Here is a 19,336-nt window from a genome sequence, read left to right as displayed (position 1 = left end):
TTGAAGGTTTACACAAATATTTAATTAGACCCGTGTTATTTTTTAAAGTATTGTGAGTAAAGAATTTTGTCCTCTCCAACTGCACTATCATGTTTTATAACAATGTATATGTCGTCAACAGAACTGTCTGTTCCTAAGTTTTTTAAGATATCTTGAGCAACTTGATCAAAGTTTAGTTTAGGAACTGTAAGTCCTTCAAGTTCAACTTCTACATTCATATTATTATTAACAATTGTAACATCATAGTCAGCTTTTTTTAAGACAGATTCCATTCTAACTTTTAGATGATCCTCGATACGATCCTCTAAAATATCATTAGGTGAATCTTTTGCAAAAGATAGTGCCGAAACTAAAGTCATTAAAAAAAGTAGTTTTTTCATAAATAATCTCCTTTAATATATGTTATTTTATAACTCATATTAACTTATGAATATCTCTTTTATATCCCTTTTTTTAAAACTATAAAAAATCTAACACCAAGATTACTATTTTCAACTCCATAGTTAAACCCATGAGCATCTAAAATCTCAGAGGATATATACAGTCCAAGACCTCTATCACCACTATTAGATGAGAAAAATTTATTCCAAACTTTATCTAAATTACCTTTTAAAATATGTGGTCCATCATTTTCTAAATATAAAACTACTTCACCACTGTACTCTTCAGTATAGATTTTTATCTCACTTTTAGCATACTCTAAAGCATTTTTTAAAATGTTTAATATAACCTGCTCAAGTTTCTCTCTATCACCATAGATAGATATATTTTTTAAATGAGAGATATCAATATCTATATTTTTACTTTCTCCTTCTAAAATCTTTAAAGAAAGTTCAATTAAAGAGATTAAACTAAAAGCTTTTTTATTTAAAATCATCTCATTTTGAGAGAAACGATTCTCCTCTAAAAGTGTATTAGCCATTTTTAAAATTCTCTTACTTTCACTGTTTATAATTGCAATCTCCTCAGTGTGCTCATCCTCTAGAAGAAGGTCACTAAACCCAATAATAGCTGAGAGTGGAGTTTTAACTTCATGCATAAAGAGTTTAATACTCTCCTCTAGTTTTATCTGAGCTTCCTTATTTCGAGAGACTTTTCCTTTATAAAGTTCAATTATATTTTCAAGTTTTTCACTCATTTTAAAAATATCTTTATAAAGAGTTCCAATCTCATCACCACTTTTATAATCAATCTCCTTTATAAAGTTAAGATTAGCTATTTTTTCACTAACTTTAGAGAGGTTAACAATGGGATTTACTATAATTTTTTCTAAAACTACTCCTATAAGAACTGTAAAAAGAATAATAAGAATAGCTTTCATATAAAAATATAGTTTTAGAGAGGGAAAGATATCTTTGATATTTTCAAAGGAGTAGAAGATAACAACCTTATAACCATCAGAATTAAGAGTTATAAGTTGAAACTCATCATCTCCATCCACATCCTTATACTTTTCTTTTTGAGGTTTTAGTACATCAATAGTAAGAAGAGACTCTAAAAAGTCATCTCCTAAACTTGATTGAGTATATGGAGCATTAACCTCTTCAACTCTACCATCTATATTATAGATATCTTTAGAACGATAACTAAACTTATAATCTCTAAAAACATCATTATTTTTAATTAAAGTTGTAGGAAGATAGTAGTTATTTAAAATCTTAATAGCAGTTATCTCAACTAAATCTCTATTTTCAATTTTTAGAGGAGTGTTTGAGTAAAGGTTATCTAAAAAGGCATCAAGTAGCACAAAAGCATCTCCAGTTTTAGTTTTAACCTTTATATAATAAAAATTTTCAAGATTTATAATTTTATTATCCTTATAAATCATAACTAAAGCATTTTGATTTTTTTCGTAGACTTTAAGTTTATCATAGTCTATTTTACCACTATTTATAAAGTCAATCTTTTCAAGTTGTAAAACTTTTGTATATCTAAAATATTTTTCAAAATAGATATTTCCTAAAACTCCCTCTAAAAAGAGCGATACTAAAAGAACTAAAGATAGAATTAAAATTAGTTTATTTCTCAACTTCATATTAAACCTCAAACTTGTAGCCAAGAGCTTTAACAGTTTTAATAAATCTGTTAGATTCTCCAAGTCTATCACGAAGTTTAGCTATATGTTTATCAACAACTCTATCATTTCCATAGAAATCGTAACCCCAAATGGCATCTAGAATCTGCTCTCTAGTTTTAATAGTTCCTTTATTTTCCTCTAAATAAAATAGAAGTTCACGCTCTTTAGTTGGAAGATGTATCTCTTCATCATTTATAAAAACACCTCTGCTAGATTTGAAAAGAGTTAGCTCATCATAACTAACAGGTTTTGCTGACTTTTGTTCAAATCTTTTAACCATAGAAAGAAGTAATGCTTTGGAAAAAGGTTTAGTAAGATATCCATCAGCACCATTTTCATAAGCAAGAACTTGACTACGCTCATCTGAAAGAGCTGTTATAAAAACAACAGGAATCTCAGAGAAAGTTCTTAAGTTTTTAATAAATTCCATTCCATCCATTTTAGGCATCATTATATCTAAAAGAATAAGTGAATATTTTGTTTCTCCACTTATTTTTTGTAGAGCAATCTCTCCATTTTCAGCTTCATCTACAGAGAATCCCTCTTTTTCTAAAATTTTTCTAGAAAGTTTTCGTAAACTCTCAGTATCCTCAACAATTAGTATCATTTTTCCTCTTCATCTCCCTAAGTTTTAGATATTTTACACTTGTATAAAGAGCGCTAAAAGTTGAAAGAGCAAGCCCTTCAATACCATCTAAAAATCCAAATCTAAATATATACATTCTAAGGAATTTAAATATAGGATTTAAAACTATATTAAAAAGTCCAGCACTTTTATTTTTATTAAAAGCTACAAGAGCTCCTTCACTAGTGTATCTATTAAATTTATGCAAATAGTCATAGTAATCCTCATATGTGTAGTGATCTATTCTGTGGTGCAGTTTACCAATATCATCACCAGTTAAAAACTGTTCATGTACAGCATCTAAAGAGTAGTGACCGCTAGTTTTTTTAAATAGTCTAACTCTAGAGCTTCCACTCCATCCACCAAAACGGATACGTTTTCCAAAACATACAGAGTTAAAAGGGATCTCATAAACATAGTAGTCACCATGTTTCATAACCTCTTTAATCTCTTTTGCTAACTCAGGTGTAATAACCTCATCAGCATCTATAAGTAGTATCCAATCTTTAGTACATCTTTCAATAACATTGTTCTTTTGCATTCCATATCCAGGCCAAGATATCTGCTCAACCTTAGCTCCAAAAGACTGCGCTATCTCAACAGTATTATCTGTACTAAAACTATCAATAACAACAATTTCATCTGCCAACCCTTGAACTGCTTTTAAAGTTCTTTCTAATCTTAATTCTTCATTAAACGTTATTAGCCCCACTGACAACATCTAAAAATCCCTCCTGTTTCCCTTGTACCTACGAAAGCACTTGATAAATTTTTCCTAATAAGTAGTTTCTACAAATTAGCAAGTTAAGTTTAAACTTTAAAGGTGAAAACACTCTAAGTTCAACTCTTCTAATATTTTCTAAATCTAGTTTTAAACCATTAGTTCCCTTACGAGTAGTAACAAATCCTGCAATTCCAGCACTTTTTAAAATAGCTATAAACTCAGGTGATTTGTGTCCCCAAGGCCAACAGAAAAACTCTGGTTTTTGCCCTGTATGTTTCTCAATAAGAGAGATATTTTTATTCAAATCATTTAAAACTCTAGTTTTAGCTGTTTCTAATGTTTCAAAAATCAGATCTTTATGAAGCTCACCATTTATAAAATCCTGAATAAGCTTCTTGTTTCCTTTTTCTTCATCAGATAGATTTTCATAGAAATTTTTGAATTTTTCAGCAGCTTCTAAAGGAACAATAACTCCTGTGCTAGAGAACTCCCCTCTTTTTCCAAAAATAGGGAACCCAATTTTAGCAGCTCCACCGTAAAGATGTTGAATATCTCTATCTAGTAGATCATCACTAGTTACAACTCTATCAAAAGATGTATTTACAAAAATAGGCATATGCTTATGAGAGTGTAACTGAATATCAAAAACTCCAGAGCTACTCATCTCTTCAATCTCTTTCCAACTAAGATATGTAAAAGCTCTATTTTCCTCATTTTCCACATAGGCAGTATTAAGATAAAGTGTAGCTTTCATCTTATACTTTTTTAAAAGTGGAAAAGCGTGCCTATAGTTATCATAGTAACCATCATCAAAAGTTAGAGCCAAACTATTTTTAGGTAACTTTCCATGCTTATCTAGAGATTCTAACATCTCTTTATTTGTTAGAGTTTTCATATTTAAAAACCATATATTTTTAAGATGTTCCTCAAACCAATCTGTAGGAACTCCACCTTCTCCAATGTGATGATATAAAAACCAGGGGTTTCCTTTTTTGTTGTAGTATACACAAGCTATTAAAAAAACATACATAAAAAATGACATATAACCCTCCTAAAATAATAGAATTTCATTAATATTACATTAAAAAAGTATATCATATTTTTTAGAATTCTGCATCTTTTTAGAAGTAAATATAATAGAAAAAGAGCTAGATAACGGGGGAGGTTATCTAGCTCAAAACATAAAATGAGATCAATTTGGAATTCTATTTAGTTAGTTTTTATTTTTTGTATCCACACTTAGGACAAGAGTGGTTTTCATCTAAAGATATCCCGCATAAAGGACAACGCTCGATGTTATTTTTTGTATTGTATTCTGCAGATGCAGCATTAACACCACTAGTGAAAGTGATTTTAGCAATATTTAATTTATCTTTTAATAGTTCATAAACTATTTTAATCATTCCTTCAACTGTTAAAGTCTCTTTAGTAACAACTAAACGAGAATCAGGGTATGCAGTTGCAAGCTCATTTTTAAAAGTTATGCCCTTCATTGTATTTTGAGGTGTACCATCTTTAATACCTGTTTCTTCATAAACTTTAAGAATAGCAGGAAGAAGTGGATCATCTTCTCTTAAAATAAGTGCGTGGTCAAAGTTCTTTAAAACGTCCCAAGCTGTCTTTTGAATCTCGTTACATGGGTAAACCATATTAACTCCCTCGTTGATAGAGTCCTCAACTTCAATAGTTAAAAGCCCTGTATGTCCGTGCAGATACTGTGCCTCTCCCTTAAATTGATAGAATCTGTGTGCATATTGTAAATCAAATGTAGTAATACTTCTCATAGTAATACCTCCCTTTTAAATTTTATAAAATACTAATAATAGTAACCGTTACTATTATTAGTAGTGAGTGTATTATTACATATAAAAATATTTTTGTCAAACATAATTTTTTAAGATTTTAAAAATAAAGTTGGAAAAAAACTCAAAAATAGATTAAAATTATAGGAAAATAGGAATGAAAACAGTAATTATTATTAAAAAGGTAAAGGAGGTATAATTTATGAAATTTTCTAAACAGAGAGAATTAATCTTAAATTATATATTAAATAGTCATGAACACCTTACAGCAGATACAATATATGCAGACTTAAAAAAAGATAACCCTGAACTAAGTTTAGGAACAGTTTATAGAAATTTAACAAAATTAACTGAGATTGGAGCTATAAAAAAAGTTAGTTTACCTAATCAAGTGGATAAGTTTGATAAAAACTTAGATCCCCATGCACATTTTATCTGTGATGAGTGTGGAAGTATAACAGATATAAATATCCCAGGGATAGATGAGTTTTTAGATAAGGTTTCAAAAGATGATGGTATTTCAATAAGAAAATACGACCTTACTTTAAACGGAACTTGTAAAAAATGTAAGAATAAAAAATAAAGATATTTGATAGAATAAAAAAACTTCCCAAGGATTTTAGGGAAGTTTTTTTGTATTAAATATTTTTTCGAATATAGCTTGTACTTCTTCCATTTCCAAGTTTTTCGATGTATCCTTCTTCTAGAAGAACTTTTAGAGTTCTCTCAATGGTAGTTAGACTTATATCTGGAAAAGTTATAGATATATCCTTTTTATTAATTTTATTAATTTTATTACCAAAAAGATTTTTTATTCTTTGGTGTTTTGAAATAGTCGAATCAGATAAAAGTTCTACTCTTTCAGAAAACTCTCTATAAGCTTTTAAAATAATTTGTAAAGAATATTTTACAAAAGAGTTATAGCTATTTAAATTCTCATTCCAGTGAAGAGAACTTTCTTTTAAGGAATCATAATAATTAGATTTTGTTTTTTCAATAAGCATCTCAAGACTGATATATTTTCCAACAATATAGTTATTTTGGTATAAAAGTAAAAGTGTTAAAAGGCGACTCATTCTACCGTTTCCATCATTAAAAGGATGAATTGATAAGAAATCTAATATAAATACAGGAATTAAAAAAAGTCTAAGATAAGGCGTTTTTTCTTTTAAAATTCGATTGTATTCATTACATAAATTTTCCATGGCTAAAGGAGTTTCTAAGGCAGATAGAGGTCTAAATCTAATTGATTTATTTCCAAAAGAATCAATTTCAGTTATTTCGTTATCTTGATTTTTCCAAGTTCCACCAGTATTTAAACTAAAAGAGTATAAATCTCTATGAAGTTGTAATAGTATAGAGGGTTTAATAGCTATGTAGTCATGGTTTTCATGAATAGTAGTTAAGACATCTCTATAGCCAGATATTTCTTCTTCAGAACGATTTTTAGGTTCTGATTTCTGAAGGATAATCTCTTCTAATCGTTTTTCAGAAGTATAAATTCCCTCAATTCTATTAGATGCTCCTGTACTTTGAATTATAGCAACTTCTAACATTTTCTCTAAAATATCAGATTTAGCCTCAATAAATAGCTCTTGTTTTCCTTTATATTCTTGAATAGCCATAGCTATTTCTACAATATCAGGATTGCTTAATAAATTTTCTAAAACTTTGTTATAATTAAAACTTTTCATTTATCTACCTCATTTTATATTTATCTACCTCATTTTACTATTAAATGAGGTAGAAATCAATAGAGTGAGGTAGATAGCTCTTTTTTGTTATGAAATTTTATACTTAAAATTTATAACCAATACCTAGTGCTAGGTAGTTGTTATCTCTTTTTCCAAACTCTTTTCCAACTTCAAAAGTGATTTTGAAATCCTTAATTTCAGTAGATACTCCAGCATTTAACACTAAATTTGCCTTTTCTAAAGAGTCACTATTTAATTTATAGTTAATTTTATCTCCTAAAAGAGACATATCTTGTTTTTTATTTAGATCACCTAACTCATATGAGTAGATAGCATTTGAGTAGATATCTACAGATTCAAAGTTTTTACCAACTTTAAATCCAACACTTGGTAAGATAGAGAAGTAACTTTCCTCTTTAATCGTTAATCCTAAATCACCAGCATTTTTTTCAGAGAACTTTTCATATTTTCCATACCCTAAGTTTAATCCAAGAGTAGGTTTAATGTATAATGAGTCCCCATAAACTCTACTAATCTCTCCATTAGCTCCTAAAGTATATGAGTTATATTTTCCTTTAGCTTTTTTATCAAAACTATCAATCTCTCTATTTGTTTCATGGAAGTTATACTCTCCATTTAACCCTAGTTTAATATCAAACTCATTTAAAAGTAGTTTTTTATAGATTCCAGTATGAATAGATTGAATAGTTCCTTTAGAACCTTCGTTATATTTTACACTACTGTTTTCATATCCAATAGTTGCAAACACATTGTTTTCAAATCTCTTTGTTCCCACAAATCCCTCTGACCTAGTCTTATATCTAGAGATCTCCCCTTTATTTTTAACAGATGATTTATCTCCAAAGAAGTTAAAGTTATAGCTGTACTCATTTAGATTATCTATAAGTTTACTATCCTCTTTTATAAATCTATCTTGAATATCAAAAATCTGTCTAGGAAGATTAGCATAAATCTCTCCAGATAAATCCTTTACAACTTTTTTAATCTCATTAACATTATCAGATTTTAAAATCTTATCTACAACTAACTTTTCATCTTTAGATAGCTTCATTCCTTCAACATCTAAGTAGTTATCTAAAGAGTTAGTCAATGATTTAAACTCTGTACTTTCATAGCTTTCCTCAACAGTAGTTTCGTTTCTATAAACAACCATATCTACGTTTTTATCCTTATTAAGCTCTAACTTAGAGTCATAAAACATAGAGACAGCCTTTGAATCAGTACTTCTAGCTAACTCAATTTTTGGAGCAGAGAACACATCTTTATAGATAATCTCTTTTTTATTGTCCTCTATTAAATCCTTAGATGCCACAACATCTCCATCTATTTTTAAACTTCTCTTTGCTCTAACTCTAGCAATATCCCCAGATGCTTCTTTTCCAACAATAAATTGGCCTTTATCCTCAGTTTTTATCTCAATACCATCATCACCAATTATCTTACCTTTATTTACATAAGTTGCATTTCCAATTGCCCAAATTGCTATTTTATATAGATTGAAATCTTGTAGTACAATCTCTCCCTCATTTATAATAGAACTAGGAGCATATTTATCAGAATTAACACCAGCACCACCAGCGTACATACCAATGGAGTCTCCATTTAATATTATTTTACCTTTATTTATAACTTTACTTCCATTAACAGCACTCATAGCAAAAGCATTTTTACCATCTATTTTAATTACACCAGTTGCCTCATTGATTCCAACAGCACCGTGAGAAACAGAGATACCATTAGAGTATGGACCAGAAACATTTATAGTTCCCTCATTAATAGCTTTTATATTCTCTCCATATCCAACCATTCCATTACTATCTTCACTAGATGCATTTATAACTCCCTTATTAATCATAGTTATGTTGTTTCCATTAGCACTCATTCCTGAACTATGTTTTCCACTAACAGTGATATTTCCATTGTTTATCATTGTGTTTTTAGCATTAGATTTATCATAAACATTCATGCTCATTCCACGGATATACATAGATGATACAGCGTTAGGATTTAACAGGTGGAAGTTATCGTTGTGAACAGTTATATTCTTATTGTTAATAAGAGTTATATCCTCATCTACTCCATCTTTATCAATGATTTTGGTAGCTTCCATACCAATTAAAAATGTATGGTATAGATCACTTTGGTTATTACCATTTAACTCTATCTCTCCGTTATTAGTAGAGGTAAATCCTTCTCCATGAGATGAACGATTAGCCATGGCAACAATAGATATACCAGTACCTTTTATTGTACCATTATTTTCTAAGTTTCCACCATTAGAACCTTCCATTAAGTTCATAGTTTCAACAAGATCTGATTGAACTCCGTTAATAGTTCCATCATTTACACCTTTAGAGTTTTTTCCAAGAGCAACTATGGCAGAAGCATGTTTTGCACTGACATTGATAACTCCAGATTTTTCATTTATTGCAGTTTCTCCATTAAAAGAGACAAGAGCTGCTCGACCCTCCTCTTTAATATCTAGTGTAGCACTATTTTTAAGAGGTGGTCTCTCAAATGGAGGTGGTGGTGGAAGTTCCTCATCTGGTTGAGGATCTTCAGGTTGAGGAGCATCTGGTTGAGGAGCAGGTGCCACCTCCTCTTTAGGTTCAATAGGTTGCGAAGGTATAACCTCTTCTACAGAAGGTAGGCTGGGGTCGTTTTTATCATCAACTCTATTACTATTATTTTCTACTTTACCAATATTTTCTGCTGGTTTAACTAAAACTGTTGGTGAAGGTGTAGAAACAGAAGGTGAGTTACTGCTACTACCACCGCCACCTCCTCCACTTCCACATGCTGTTACTAAGGAAGCAAGGATTCCAATAAATAGATATTTTTTATTATATATTTTCATTTAATTTCCCTCCGAATTTTTAAAACTTGTATGTAGCTCCAAGAGATACTACATAACTGCTATTTTTAATACCTGATAGGTTTTTGATACCACTAATTTTTTCACCTTCATCAGTTGTAAAATCAGTAGTAGATTTTTTCTTGTGGAAATATTTAGAATATTCTAAAGTTCCATTTATATCAATTGATGGAGTAATTGGGTATGTAGCCACAAGTTTAACTCCTAAATTTTTAACATCTTTATATTTTTCATTAGATTCCATAGGCCCTCTTTCAAGGTGTTTATCATTAGCTTTAGCTTTTCCATATGTACTACCTTTAACCTCTAAATCTAAAACTAGTTTTTCATAAGTGTATGAAACTCCATAACCAATATATGGTGTAAAAAACTTTTGAGAGTACTCAATGCTTTTTTTAGAGTAGTCATCCTTATATATAGTAGTAGTTCCATCTAACATATAGTTATATTGATCTCCACCTTTAGCATAAAATTTAAAGTAATCATATTTGAAACCTAACATAGGACCTGATTTTAGGTTTTCAGTGTGATAAAACCAGTACTTAATATTTGTATCAAACATTAAAAGATCTTCTACATAGTTTTTGTTATCACTAAAGTTTGAGAGCTTCCCGTAATCTTTAGGGGTAGCTCCATCTTCAGCATCATCAGATGAGTACCAATCATAATCTTTCATAGATCCACTAGATGTAGAACTAAAGTTTTTCCTTAGTCCCATTTGAAACTCTATATTATTAAATGTATGTGTGTAACCAAGTATAAAAACAGGAACATTTTTAATTTTCCAATCTAAGTAACTAACTTTTTCCCCTGTTTCAGGTACATATACGTACTCTCCAGCTTTACCATTAACAGTTCCCAAAGAGAAGTTAAAAGCGTTAGATGTTTGTGCAAAAATTCCAGTAGAGGTAGCAGTAAGTAAAATTAAAAAATTTCTTTTTAACATAAAAACCTCCGAAGTCTTATAAATTTATTTTCTAAAAACATTTTAGTATACAGAATGCGAAAATTATTTTTTATAACATGAATTCTTGAAAAAAATACATGAAAAAACAAAAAAAATAGTTGTAAGGGGAATTGGAGTATTATAGTGTTAAAATTAGGAGTGAGATGTGTTATAATTAAAAGAAAATGTAAATATAGAAGGGGAAGATATGATCCGTAAGCTAAATAGGGTAGTTCAGGATTTTCTACGACCAATAAGGTTAAGTATAGGTAGAAAACTTTGGGATAGAAAAAATGAAAAACATACAGAGTTATTAAAAGATAAAAAGGTAGATATGAGTAGAGTAAAGTCTATTCTTTTTTTACGTTATGATGGAAAGATAGGGGATATGGTCATAAATACCCTGATGTTTAGGGAGATACAAAAGAGATATCCAGAGATTAAAATAGGGGTAGTAAGTAGAGGTGCAGCTACAGATATTATTAAATTTAACCCCCATGTAAATAAAATTTATAACTATAAAAAAGGTAAAGAAAGCGAACTAGCTAATGAACTTGCTAAAGAAAATTATGATGTATTAGTTGATTTTTCAGAGATGCTTCGTGTTAATCAGATGAAGTTTATAAATCTATGTAAAGCTAAAGTCAATGTAGGGCTAGATAAAAGTGATTGGAAACTTTTTGATATAAGTTATAAAAAAGATTATAGCAAGCATATAACAGATATGTATAAAAATATTCTAAGTCTTTTTGGAATAGAAAATCCAGATTTGAGTTACGAGATACATACAGGAATAGTTGTAAAGGATGAGATAAGAAGACGTCTACGTGAACTTGGAAACCCTGAGAGCTTTGTAGTTTTAAATCCATATGCAGCTAGTAAACATAGAAGCTTTAATAAAGAGAAGATTTTAGAGATTAGTTGTAAAATCTTAAAAGAGAGTAAAAGTATGCTCATATTTATTGGTGAACCTAGTAAAAAAAGTGAGATAGAGGAGATAATAGAGGTTTTAGGAGATAGGGATAGGGTAAAATATCCAACTCTTTCTGGAATCTTAGAGGTAGTAGAACTAATAAAACATGCTGATTATGTAATAACTCCAGATACCTCAATTGTTCATATAGGTGTAGCAGAAAAACTTCCAATGACAGCAGTTTATAGACTTGATACAGGAGATAATAACTCAGTTGTTTGGGGACCAAACTCACCACTGGTAAAGCAAGTTTTTTCTAGTGATGTACCAGCAGTTGGAGAGGAAGCAGATATAAACAAGTTTGATGTGAAGGAGATAGGAGTATGAAGAAAAAAATAGCTATATACAATGGACAGCTATATATGGGTGGAATAGAGAGGGTTTTAATAAATTACTTGGAGAAACTGAGTAAGGAGCCTGAACTAGAAATAACTTTAATCATAAAGGAAAATATTCCAGAAAAAAATGTTTTTGCCAGTGAAGTACCTAAAAATATAAAAATTGAATATATAAAAGATGAAGATCTTTGTAGAAAAACTGAGGAGCTTTCAAAAAATAAGAAAAACTTTTTAGTTAGATTACAGTATCAATGGAATCTTTATTATAGTAGAATAACTATTCAAAAGTGGATAGATAGCTATTTTAAAAAGAATAAGTTTGATGTGGTAATAGATTTTGATGGAAGTATGTGGAGATATATAAAAAACTTAAAAGTTCCTGTAGTTGGATGGGTACACTACTCTTTGGCTAATAAGAAAGGTCGAAAATACGAGGCTTATAGAAAGAGATTTGAGCTTTATAAAAAAGTGGTACTTATTTGCGACGATATGAAAAAAGAGTTTGAAGAGATGTTTCCACAATTTAAAGATAAAGGTGTTAGAATATATAATCCTATGGATTTTGATGTAATAAAATCTAAAGCAGAGGATAGATCAGAGATAACACCTGAGGATGAAAAACTATTAAAAGATAGATTCTTTATAGGTGTTTCAAGACTTGTAGGTGGTAAAAATAGAGTTGGATTAGTAGAAATCTATGGAGAGCTTAAGAAAAAAGGTGTTAAAGAGAAACTTTATATATTGGGAGATGGAGACGATAGACCTAATATAGAGAGAAAGATAAAAGAGCTTAACTTAGAAGAGGATGTACTACTTCTAGGTCAAAAGAAAAATCCATTTCCATATATGAAAGCTGCAAAGATGTTCTTACACACATCTATGGGAGAGGGATTACCAACTGTATTCATAGAATCTATGTTATGTGACACAATTGTTGTTGCATATGATTGTCCAACAGGACCAAGAGAGATATTAGTAGATGGAAAGGCTGGGGGGCTTGTACCATTAAATGATAAAGTTGCCTTTGAAAAAACTGTTTTAAATATTTTAAATGACAAAAATTTAGAACAATCTATAAAAGATGAGATGTATAGAAAAATGAATGAATTTACGTATGAGTATATAAGAAAAGATCTTTTTAAATTGTTTTAAACTTTTAAAGGGAGAGAGTAATGGTTAGGGGATTAGCTATAAAATTAGTTGGAAAAAAAAGAAGAGAAGGAATCAAAAAAGAAAAGATTAAAAGAGTGCTTATTGGTGGTGGAAGAATAGGAGATATTGTTGTTAAAACTCCTATGCTTGAAGCACTAGCTAAATTAAATGAGGATGTAAAAATTGATATTACTGTGGTAAAAGGTGCTAAGTGTCTAGTAGAAAATATTCCATACATTAATAAAGTTATTGAAATTGATGAAAAACCTACTAGAAACAAGATAATAAAGGGGTATAGACAGATAAAGGGAGCTCTAAGAGATAGAAAAAAGTATGATCTATATTTTGATTTTACAAATAACTGTAGATTTATTCATACTCTATCATTGAAACTTATGGCACCAAAGTATCTAATTGGAAGATATAGACTGGAAAAGTTTGGTATAAAAAAAGATGAACTGACACTTTTTGATAGTTATATAGATGTAAAAGATGATGCTCATGCTGTAGATATAAACATGGATTATCTAAAGCCTTTAGGATTACATAAAGAGAGTAGAAAATACAAATTGTATCTTGGTAAAAATGAGAGAAAGTATGAAAATTATTTTGAAAAGGATAAAGTGAACATAGTTCTTAATCATAGAGCAAGTTCAGAACCGAGAAGTTTAACTTTAGAGCAATTGAAAGATTTAAGTTTAAAACTTATCAATTTAAATAAGGATATTGTTGTATATATAATTAGTTTACCAAGTGAATATAAGATTTTAAAAGAGTTAGTAGATAATTTAAATAGAAAAAATATAAAACTGCTTCCTAAAACAAAGGGGATAGGAGAAGCTGCAGGACTTTTAAAATATAGTGATATGCTTGTAAGTGTAGATACAGGGCTAATTCATATAGCTTCAGTTTATAATATTCCAATTGTGGGAATCTATCCTTTAACAGAGAATAGTGCAAAACTATTTGAACCGAAAAGTGAGAGATATGAAATTGTAAGAGGAACAAAAAGTGGATATACAATAGAGGGAGTATCTTTAGATAAAGTTGTAGAAAGTGTAAATAAAATTTTAGAAGAGAGTGTTTATGATAAAAGATGTGTTGTATAAAGAGTTTAAAATATACTATAAAAATGAAGAGAATAAAAGATTAGCCCAAATAGTTTTAGATAAAAACTATAAGGTTATTGATGAATATAAAAATACAGAAAGAAACTATGTGGCTAAGATAGAGATAGATGGACAATTTTATGTTTTAAAATCTCCAAAAGCTGAAACAGTTATACCTCAAAGAAAGATACAAACAGCTTTTAAAAAAGGAGAGGGATTAACAAGTTTTTTAAACATAGAGGCAGCTAAAAATATGGGATTAGATTTTTTTATAGAACCACTAGCTGTTATGGTAAAAAGAGGAGTTTTTCTAAAAGAGAGTTTTATACTTATGGAATATATTGATGGAAAGATAATTAGAACTGTAGAGGATATAGATATAATTATGGATATGGTAGAGAAAATTCATGAAAAAGGTATCTATCACGGAGATTTAAATACATCAAACTTTATAAAAACTAAGGATGGTATAAAAATTATAGATACTCAAGCTAAAAGAGAGAGTTTTTGGCACTTTAAAAGAGCTTATGATATTTTAACTTTAAAAAATGATCTTTTAGTTATGATGCATAATTATGATGTAGAAAAAAAATATAAAGTAAAAAAAGATTTAGGATATGCTTTAGCTTATACTATAAAGAACTTTAAAAAACTTCCCTTAGTAGAGAAGATAAGGGGGCTAAAAGTTAAATTAAGAAATAAGGGGTGGAAAGTTTAATGGATAAAAAGTACTTAAAAAAATCCTATATACAGGAGGGAATAAACCTTTATTTAGTTAGATTTATACTTAGTTTCTTTAAAAATAGATTTAAACCTACAGGAAAGGTTTTAGTAAAAAGTTGTGATGGTATAGGGGATATCTTAGTAAGAACAAAACTAATGGAAGAGATAGAGAAAAAATATGGAAAAGATAATATCTATGTTTTAATGAAAAGTGGATACACAAAGCTTGGGGATATGCTAGGATATAAAACTATAGAGTATTCTAGAAAAGATAGAAAAAATTTATTTCCAAGACTTAAAAAAATGTATGAACTAAACTCTATGGGATTCTCTACATATATAAATATTGAATTTGCCAATGATATAACAGTTGGAAATCTTTTTATTCCTGAAAGAATAGGAAGATGTGATCTAAATTGGCAAGTTGAAAGAAATAATAAGTATTATACAAAGAGCTATATTTTAGAGAATGATTATGTAATGAATCAAGTTGCACTTATGGGAAAAGAGATATTAAATATAGATAAAACTGGAAAAGAGTTAACACCTGATATTGGTGGATTATTTAAAGTAGAGGAAAAAGATATTGTTGTAGCTGTTGGATCAACAGGAAGAGAAAAGGTATGCTCACCAATTTTAATGGCAGAGTATTTAAAAGAGGTACAAAACCAGTATCCTGATAGAAGAATTGTTTTAGTTGGAAATGGAGATCTGCAAGATAGTTATGCTAAAAGGTTAATAGAGCTTTTAGGAGAGAGAAATATCGAAAATCTTGTAAATAAAACATCTCTGAAAGAGGTTTTTGAAGTAGTTGCTAAAAGTTGTCTATTTATAGGGTTTGATTCAGGACTTTATAACGCTTGCTTTGCTCTTAGAAAAAAGGGAGTTATTTTGTTTAAAGATAGCAGTGGAGCTTTTATTCATAATGTTCCTACGTTAAAAATAATAACGCCTAAAAAAATAAGGAAGGATGTTTTAGATAAAGAGTATCCAGCACTGAATATAAATAGTATAGAGGTTGAGGACTTTAAAAAGGTTCTAAAAGAGGTGAGAGATGAAAAAGAATTTAGTTGTTAGAAGTGGAAGCCTTCGTATGGGAGGTTTAGAAAGAGTACTAATAGAGATGCTACAAAATTTAGATGGTAATAGATATAACATCTCTTTAATAATAGAGGATAATTCAGGTAAAGAGAATGTGTTTCTAGATCAGGTTCCAAAGGGTATAGATATATATTTTCTAAAACCAGAGGCATTAATTGAAAAAACTCACTACCATAGAGAGAGAAAGAAAAATCTATACCACAAATTTATGTATAATTTATTGATGAGTAAGGAACATAGTTTTGTGGTAAATAAAACTAAAGATGTATTAAAAGAGATAGAGAAAAAATATGGTGAAGTAGATGTGTTTTTAGACTATGATTGGGGTGCTAGAAGGTACGTTGAAAAACTAAAAGCTAAAAGAAAGATTGTTTGGATACATAACTCTGTTCCAAAGTTATTAAAAAAAGAATCTAAAATTATTAGATTTGGTAAGAATTTAGCTAAATATGATACAGTGGTAGCTATATGTGATGATATGAAGGCAGAGTTAGAGGATATTTATCCATATTTAAAAGGAAAGGTTGAAAGAGTTTATAACCCTTTTAATTTTAAGAGAATTTTAGATCTCTCTGAAGATATGAGTCAGTTAAATGAGCAGCAGAAAGAGTTAATAAAAGATGACTATATCATTGCTGTTTCAAGACTTGATACTGTACAAAAAGATTATGCTACTTTAATAAAGGGATATAAATTAGCAGCAGAAAATGGAGTGAAAGAGAAGCTATATATAGTTGGAGATGGTCCAGATAGAAAAGAGATTGAAAATCTTATAAAAGAGAGTAGATTAGAAGGTAGTATAGTTCTTATAGGAAAAACAACAAATCCTTATGTATGGATGAAAAATAGTAAACTCTTTGTACACAGTTCAAACTATGAGGGACTACCTACAGTTTTAATAGAAGCTATGATTTGTGGAAAAGTTGTTATATCTTCGAATTGTCCAACAGGACCCTATGAGATATTAAAAGGTGGTCAATGTGGAGTGCTATTTCCTGTGGGAGATTATAAAGCTCTTTCAGCTGGACTACAAAATCTTTTAAACAATTCATTAGAGCTAGAAAAGTATGAGAAAACTATTGAAAAAAGAGTTCTTGAATTTAGAAGCGATGTAGTTATAAAAGAGTACGAAAATATTATAGATAATTAGGGAGAAATAATATGAAGAAAGTAAAAGTAGGACTTTTAGTAGAGGAGTTTTATGATAAAGATCTAGGTGGATTTGGAGGCTATGGAATACTTGCAAGAGAGTATATAGCTAAATATATTCCAAATTCAGAAGTAGAGATAGAGGTGATTATTGGAAGTAACTCTAAAAAAGAGATAAAAACTATAACAAGAGATGGAATAAAAATTCACTATCTTCCTAAAAATTGGTCTTCTAAAATGGATATTGATTTTATATATCTAAATTTAGTTCAAAAATTTTTTAAAGAACAAAAATTTGATGTATATTTAAGTATAGAGATGAGTAGAATAGCTTATGAAGTTATGAGAAGAGAAAAAAATAAAAAGTTAATATTATGGGTGCAAGATCCAAGACCAGATTATGATTGGGAAGAGATAAAAAGTGTACCTATGTCTAATGAGTATGATAGTTATATAAATTACTATAGTAAATGGGAAGGGAGAATACAAAGTCTTTTAAAAAAATTGAATGAAGAGAAAAGATTGGTATTAATATCTCAAGGAGAATATTTAAAGAAAAAAGCTATTGATTTATATAAGCTACCTAAAGATACAAAGATAGAGTACTTTCCAAACCCAGTTGTTATAAATGATAACTTTAATATAGCTGACAAGAAGGATAATGTACTGTTTTTAGGAAGATTAACTCCAGTAAAAAGACCATGGATATACTTTGAATTAGCTAAAAAGTTTCCTGAAAATATGTTTTATGTTTGTGGTCAAGGAACAGAGATAGATAAGATAATAGAGCAGTATAAAGATGTTAAGAATTTAAAGTTTATGGGACATGTTTCAGGTGAAGAGAAAGATAGACTACTAAGAGAGTGTAAGGTACTTGTAAATACATCTATTCACGAGGCTATTCCAGTTTCATTTTTAGAAGCAATATCTTATGGTCAAAAACTTTTAAGTTGTCAAAATCCAGATGATATAACAAAAAATAATGGATATTTTACAGGAACAATTTTAGGAGAAGGACTTGACAAATTAAGTGAATTCCAAAAAGGTTTAGAAATTTGTTTGAAAAATTATAATGAAAAAGAGATACTAGAGTCAATTGAAAAGATAAAAAATAACCATAATTTAAATAAATTTATTAATAATATGAGAGAACTTCTAAGAAAAGAAGGAGCATAATATGGTACCAAAACTAACAATAGCAGTTGCAATATATAATTTAGAGAACTGCTTAGAAAAGTGTTTAGATAGCTTATTGAATCAAACAATAAAAAAAGATACTGAAATACTGTTAATTAACGATGGATCAACAGATAGTTCTGAGTTAATTTGTAGAAGATATATAGAAAAAGGTTTAAATGCAAAACTTATAAATAAATCAAATGGTGGACTAACAAGTGTTAGAAATTTCTCCATAGAAAAAGCTCAAGGAGAATATTTGCTGATGATTGATGGTGACGATTGGTTAGAAATAAATACAATAGAAACAATATTTAATAATATTGAAGATGTAGATTTATTATGTTTTGGATTTAATTGGATTTTTAAAAATAAAATTGTTATTGATGAAAGGTTTACAGAAAAAAGGTATTATTCAGAAAATATAACTAATGAAATTTTTAAAAATGAGATTAATACATCAGTTTGGAATAAAGTTTTTAAAGTAGAGTTATTGAAGAAAAATAATATATTATTTCCAGAGATAAGAGGGGCGGAAGACTATATATTTATTTATGATTATTTAAATACATGTAGTAGAGTAAAAAAAATAACAGCAAATTTGTATAACTATTATCAAAGAGAGAGTAGTCTATCAAATGATAAAAGTGAAGAGTTTTATTTAAATAATTTAATAGTCTTAGAAAAATTAATAGCAAAAATAACAGCAAATAATCAGGATAATCAAGAGTTTTGTAGATATATTTTGATAAATTATATCTATTTAATTAGAGACTATAAAAAGAAAGAACAGAAAACTATGTTAAATAAAATTAATGAAAAAAGAGAAATTATTGAAAATTATTTAAATG

At 29.0% G+C, this 19,336-nt stretch carries 18 protein-coding genes; 9 read left to right on the top strand and 9 right to left on the bottom strand.

Annotation, left to right across the window (positions count from 1 at the left end):
* Positions 1 to 35: 35 nt before the first annotated feature.
* From HMPREF0202_RS06960 to HMPREF0202_RS06935, 6 genes are all read right to left on the bottom strand, one after another.
* Positions 36 to 380 (bottom strand): hypothetical protein, encoded by a 345-nt coding sequence (locus HMPREF0202_RS06960; protein WP_023050214.1) that lies wholly within the window; start codon positions 378 to 380, stop codon positions 36 to 38.
* A gap of 59 nt (positions 381 to 439) precedes the next feature.
* The gene (locus tag HMPREF0202_RS06955; protein WP_023050213.1) at positions 440 to 2,035 is read right to left on the bottom strand and encodes a HAMP domain-containing sensor histidine kinase; all 1,596 of its coding nucleotides are present in this window, start codon (positions 2,033 to 2,035) and stop codon (positions 440 to 442) included.
* Between the two features lies 1 nt (position 2,036).
* Positions 2,037 to 2,684 carry a response regulator transcription factor gene (locus tag HMPREF0202_RS06950; protein WP_023050212.1) on the bottom strand — a complete coding sequence of 216 codons (648 nt, stop codon included), beginning with the start codon at positions 2,682 to 2,684 and terminating at the stop codon, positions 2,037 to 2,039.
* Positions 2,668 to 3,423: a glycosyltransferase family 2 protein gene (locus HMPREF0202_RS06945; protein WP_023050211.1), complete on the bottom strand. Its 756-nt coding sequence runs from the start codon at positions 3,421 to 3,423 to the stop codon at positions 2,668 to 2,670. Before HMPREF0202_RS06945 ends, HMPREF0202_RS06950 begins: the two co-directional genes overlap by 17 nt.
* Before the next feature lie 28 nt (positions 3,424 to 3,451).
* Positions 3,452 to 4,468, bottom strand: coding sequence for a polysaccharide deacetylase family protein (locus HMPREF0202_RS06940; RefSeq protein WP_040406753.1), 1,017 nt, complete (start codon positions 4,466 to 4,468; stop codon positions 3,452 to 3,454).
* 178 nt (positions 4,469 to 4,646) lie between these two features.
* On the bottom strand, positions 4,647 to 5,210 hold the full coding sequence (locus tag HMPREF0202_RS06935) for a 6-pyruvoyl trahydropterin synthase family protein (protein WP_023050209.1): 564 nt from the start codon (positions 5,208 to 5,210) through the stop codon (positions 4,647 to 4,649).
* A gap of 220 nt (positions 5,211 to 5,430) precedes the next feature.
* On the opposite strand from HMPREF0202_RS06935, the gene HMPREF0202_RS06930 reads away from it, so the two are divergent.
* The gene (locus HMPREF0202_RS06930; protein WP_023050208.1) at positions 5,431 to 5,811 is read left to right on the top strand and encodes a Fur family transcriptional regulator; all 381 of its coding nucleotides are present in this window, start codon (positions 5,431 to 5,433) and stop codon (positions 5,809 to 5,811) included.
* Positions 5,812 to 5,866: 55 nt separating this feature from the next.
* On the opposite strand, the gene HMPREF0202_RS06925 is transcribed toward HMPREF0202_RS06930, so the two are convergent.
* From HMPREF0202_RS06925 to HMPREF0202_RS06915, 3 genes are all read right to left on the bottom strand, one after another.
* Positions 5,867 to 6,922: a Fic family protein gene (locus tag HMPREF0202_RS06925; protein ID WP_023050207.1), complete on the bottom strand. Its 1,056-nt coding sequence runs from the start codon at positions 6,920 to 6,922 to the stop codon at positions 5,867 to 5,869.
* A 103-nt stretch (positions 6,923 to 7,025) separates the two neighbouring features.
* On the bottom strand, positions 7,026 to 9,800 hold the full coding sequence (locus tag HMPREF0202_RS06920; RefSeq protein ID WP_023050206.1) for an autotransporter outer membrane beta-barrel domain-containing protein: 2,775 nt from the start codon (positions 9,798 to 9,800) through the stop codon (positions 7,026 to 7,028).
* Between the two features lie 19 nt (positions 9,801 to 9,819).
* Positions 9,820 to 10,764: an omptin family outer membrane protease gene (locus HMPREF0202_RS06915; protein WP_023050205.1), complete on the bottom strand. Its 945-nt coding sequence runs from the start codon at positions 10,762 to 10,764 to the stop codon at positions 9,820 to 9,822.
* 208 nt (positions 10,765 to 10,972) lie between these two features.
* Between HMPREF0202_RS06915 and HMPREF0202_RS06910 the strand changes: the two genes are divergently transcribed.
* The 8 genes from HMPREF0202_RS06910 to HMPREF0202_RS06875 all read left to right on the top strand — a co-directional run.
* Complete coding sequence (locus HMPREF0202_RS06910) at positions 10,973 to 12,064, top strand: glycosyltransferase family 9 protein (protein ID WP_023050204.1); 1,092 nt, start codon at positions 10,973 to 10,975, stop codon at positions 12,062 to 12,064.
* A complete protein-coding gene (locus tag HMPREF0202_RS06905) occupies positions 12,061 to 13,227 on the top strand; it encodes a glycosyltransferase (protein WP_023050203.1) in 1,167 nt (388 codons plus the stop codon). The genes HMPREF0202_RS06910 and HMPREF0202_RS06905 overlap by 4 nt, the downstream gene beginning before the upstream one ends.
* 20 nt (positions 13,228 to 13,247) lie before the next feature.
* Positions 13,248 to 14,336, top strand: a complete 1,089-nt coding sequence (locus tag HMPREF0202_RS06900; protein ID WP_023050202.1) for a glycosyltransferase family 9 protein — start codon at positions 13,248 to 13,250, stop codon at positions 14,334 to 14,336.
* Positions 14,314 to 15,054: a lipopolysaccharide core heptose(II) kinase RfaY gene (locus tag HMPREF0202_RS06895; protein ID WP_023050201.1), complete on the top strand. Its 741-nt coding sequence runs from the start codon at positions 14,314 to 14,316 to the stop codon at positions 15,052 to 15,054. The genes HMPREF0202_RS06900 and HMPREF0202_RS06895 overlap by 23 nt, the downstream gene beginning before the upstream one ends.
* Positions 15,054 to 16,136, top strand: coding sequence for a glycosyltransferase family 9 protein (locus tag HMPREF0202_RS06890; protein ID WP_023050200.1), 1,083 nt, complete (start codon positions 15,054 to 15,056; stop codon positions 16,134 to 16,136). The genes HMPREF0202_RS06895 and HMPREF0202_RS06890 overlap by 1 nt, the downstream gene beginning before the upstream one ends.
* Positions 16,114 to 17,310, top strand: a complete 1,197-nt coding sequence (locus HMPREF0202_RS06885; RefSeq protein ID WP_023050199.1) for a glycosyltransferase — start codon at positions 16,114 to 16,116, stop codon at positions 17,308 to 17,310. The genes HMPREF0202_RS06890 and HMPREF0202_RS06885 overlap by 23 nt, the downstream gene beginning before the upstream one ends.
* An 11-nt stretch (positions 17,311 to 17,321) precedes the next feature.
* Entirely contained in the window at positions 17,322 to 18,485 is a 1,164-nt protein-coding gene (locus tag HMPREF0202_RS06880) for a glycosyltransferase family 4 protein (RefSeq protein ID WP_023050198.1), read from the top strand.
* Position 18,486: 1 nt separating this feature from the next.
* Positions 18,487 to 19,336, top strand: an 850-nt coding sequence (locus HMPREF0202_RS06875; RefSeq protein ID WP_023050197.1) for a glycosyltransferase family 2 protein, incomplete at its 3' end; no start/stop codon positions are given.

Source organism: Cetobacterium somerae ATCC BAA-474 (assembly GCF_000479045.1).
GTDB lineage: Bacteria > Fusobacteriota > Fusobacteriia > Fusobacteriales > Fusobacteriaceae > Cetobacterium_A > Cetobacterium_A somerae.
The sequence above is the reverse complement of the archived record's forward strand: the minus strand, read 5'-3'. Positions and strand labels throughout refer to the sequence as shown.

What these genes read in the sequence shown, in the direction of transcription:
- HMPREF0202_RS06960 (WP_023050214.1), bottom strand. Translation starts at nt 380, where the DNA reads ATGAAAAAACTACTTTTTTTAATGACTTTAGTTTCGGCACTATCTTTT.
- HMPREF0202_RS06955 (WP_023050213.1), bottom strand. Translation starts at nt 2,035, where the DNA reads ATGAAGTTGAGAAATAAACTAATTTTAATTCTATCTTTAGTTCTTTTA.
- HMPREF0202_RS06950 (WP_023050212.1), bottom strand. Translation starts at nt 2,684, where the DNA reads ATGATACTAATTGTTGAGGATACTGAGAGTTTACGAAAACTTTCTAGA.
- HMPREF0202_RS06945 (WP_023050211.1), bottom strand. Translation starts at nt 3,423, where the DNA reads ATGTTGTCAGTGGGGCTAATAACGTTTAATGAAGAATTAAGATTAGAA.
- HMPREF0202_RS06940 (WP_040406753.1), bottom strand. Translation starts at nt 4,468, where the DNA reads ATGTCATTTTTTATGTATGTTTTTTTAATAGCTTGTGTATACTACAAC.
- HMPREF0202_RS06935 (WP_023050209.1), bottom strand. Translation starts at nt 5,210, where the DNA reads ATGAGAAGTATTACTACATTTGATTTACAATATGCACACAGATTCTAT.
- HMPREF0202_RS06930 (WP_023050208.1), top strand. Translation starts at nt 5,431, where the DNA reads ATGAAATTTTCTAAACAGAGAGAATTAATCTTAAATTATATATTAAAT.
- HMPREF0202_RS06925 (WP_023050207.1), bottom strand. Translation starts at nt 6,922, where the DNA reads ATGAAAAGTTTTAATTATAACAAAGTTTTAGAAAATTTATTAAGCAAT.
- HMPREF0202_RS06920 (WP_023050206.1), bottom strand. Translation starts at nt 9,800, where the DNA reads ATGAAAATATATAATAAAAAATATCTATTTATTGGAATCCTTGCTTCC.
- HMPREF0202_RS06915 (WP_023050205.1), bottom strand. Translation starts at nt 10,764, where the DNA reads ATGTTAAAAAGAAATTTTTTAATTTTACTTACTGCTACCTCTACTGGA.
- HMPREF0202_RS06910 (WP_023050204.1), top strand. Translation starts at nt 10,973, where the DNA reads ATGATCCGTAAGCTAAATAGGGTAGTTCAGGATTTTCTACGACCAATA.
- HMPREF0202_RS06905 (WP_023050203.1), top strand. Translation starts at nt 12,061, where the DNA reads ATGAAGAAAAAAATAGCTATATACAATGGACAGCTATATATGGGTGGA.
- HMPREF0202_RS06900 (WP_023050202.1), top strand. Translation starts at nt 13,248, where the DNA reads ATGGTTAGGGGATTAGCTATAAAATTAGTTGGAAAAAAAAGAAGAGAA.
- HMPREF0202_RS06895 (WP_023050201.1), top strand. Translation starts at nt 14,314, where the DNA reads ATGATAAAAGATGTGTTGTATAAAGAGTTTAAAATATACTATAAAAAT.
- HMPREF0202_RS06890 (WP_023050200.1), top strand. Translation starts at nt 15,054, where the DNA reads ATGGATAAAAAGTACTTAAAAAAATCCTATATACAGGAGGGAATAAAC.
- HMPREF0202_RS06885 (WP_023050199.1), top strand. Translation starts at nt 16,114, where the DNA reads ATGAAAAAGAATTTAGTTGTTAGAAGTGGAAGCCTTCGTATGGGAGGT.
- HMPREF0202_RS06880 (WP_023050198.1), top strand. Translation starts at nt 17,322, where the DNA reads ATGAAGAAAGTAAAAGTAGGACTTTTAGTAGAGGAGTTTTATGATAAA.